Consider the following 1,578-nt stretch of genomic DNA (forward strand, 5'->3'; position numbering starts at 1 on the left):
AGCGGGTCGGACGCCACGACCACTTCTTTGCGCTCGGCGGGCACTCGCTGCTGGCGGTGCAGCTGTTGAGCCGGGTCTCGCAGGCCATTGGCTTCACACTTCCGCTGACCACGCTGTTTGCCAAACCGGTGCTGGCCGATCTGGCCGCGAGTATCATGGATGAGTTGAGCCGCTCCGGCGCGCAAGACCTGCCAGCCATTGCGCCGGTGTCGCGTGAAGCGCCGCTTATGCTGTCGTTTGCGCAGCAGCGGCTGTGGTTTTTGGCGCAGCTGGATCAGAGCAGCACGAACTATCACATTCCACTCGGGTGGCGGCTCAAGGGTGGGCTCGACCGCAGCGCCTGGCAGCGTAGCCTGGACCGTGTGTTGGCGCGCCATGAGGCGCTGCGCAGCGTGTTTGTCGCGCCGGAGGGCAAGCCCTGGGTGGAGCTGCTGCCGGAGGATGGGGGGCTGCCGGTTGTGGAGCACGATCTGCGGGACAGGCCGGATGCGGACGAGGCGCTATTGGGTCTGTGCAGGGAAGAGGCGCGCACGCCGTTCGATCTGGCGCGTGGCCCGCTGATCCGCGGCCGGCTGATCCGGATCTCGGATGAGGAGCACGTCTTGCTGCTGACGCAGCATCACATTGTCTCGGATGGCTGGTCGCTGGACGTGTTGGCGCGTGAACTCAGTCAGCTGTACCGGGCGTTCGTGGCCGGAGAAGGCGATCCGCTGCCGCCGCTTGCAATCCAGTATCCGGACTATGCCGCCTGGCAACGGCAGTGGCTGTCGGGCGTGCGGCTGCAGCGCCAGGCGCAGTATTGGCGCAGCAATCTGTCCGGCGCGCCGGCCCGCCTGGCGCTGCCGACGGACCGGCCGCGGCCGGCGCAGCAGTCGTTTGCGGGGGCGACGGTCCCGATCGTCATCGATGCGGACCTGACGCGGGAGCTGAAGCGGCTGGGCCCGCAGCAAGGCACGACGTTGTTCATGACAGTGCTGGCGGGGTGGGCTGCGGTGCTGTCGAGTCTGTCGGGACAGGACGATCTTGTGATTGGCGTGCCGAGCGCTAATCGCGGTCGCCGCGAGATCGAAGAGCTGATCGGCTTCTTCGTCAACACGCTGGCGCTGCGGCTGGACCTGTCGGGCGAGCCGAGCGTGTCGGAGCTGTTGGAGCGGACGCGGCGCACGGCCTTGGGAGCGCAGGAGCACCAGGACCTGCCGTTCGAGCAGGTGGTGGAGATCGTGCAGCCGCCCCGGGCTCTTGATCACACGCCGTTGTTCCAGGTGATGCTGGCCTGGCAGAACAACACCGCTGGGACGTTCGACCTTCCTGGGCTGCGTGTGGAGGCGGCGGCAGACGGCTTCGATCAGGTCAAGTTCGATCTGGAGCTGAGCCTTGGCGAGCAGGGCGAGGTGATCGCCGGGACGCTGGGTTATGCTACGGCGCTGTTCGATCGCGCGACCATCGAGCGGCAGCGGGATTATCTGCTGGCGCTGCTGCGGGCGATGGTTGCCGATGCGCAGCAAGCGGTCGGGCGGATTGAGCTGCTGCCAGCCGACGAGCGCGCCTATCTGCTGGAGGAGCTGAACCGGACGGCGG

The 1,578-nt window shown here is 67.2% G+C and carries 1 protein-coding gene; it reads left to right on the forward strand.

Features of this window, described 5'->3' with window-relative positions; translation table 11 throughout:
• Positions 1-1,578, forward strand: a 1,578-nt coding sequence (locus tag WN73_RS11795) for a condensation domain-containing protein (protein ID WP_271552887.1), incomplete at both ends; no start/stop codon positions are given.

The organism is Bradyrhizobium sp. CCBAU 45394 (genome assembly GCF_028128655.1).
Taxonomy (GTDB): Bacteria; Pseudomonadota; Alphaproteobacteria; order Rhizobiales; family Xanthobacteraceae; genus Bradyrhizobium; species Bradyrhizobium diazoefficiens.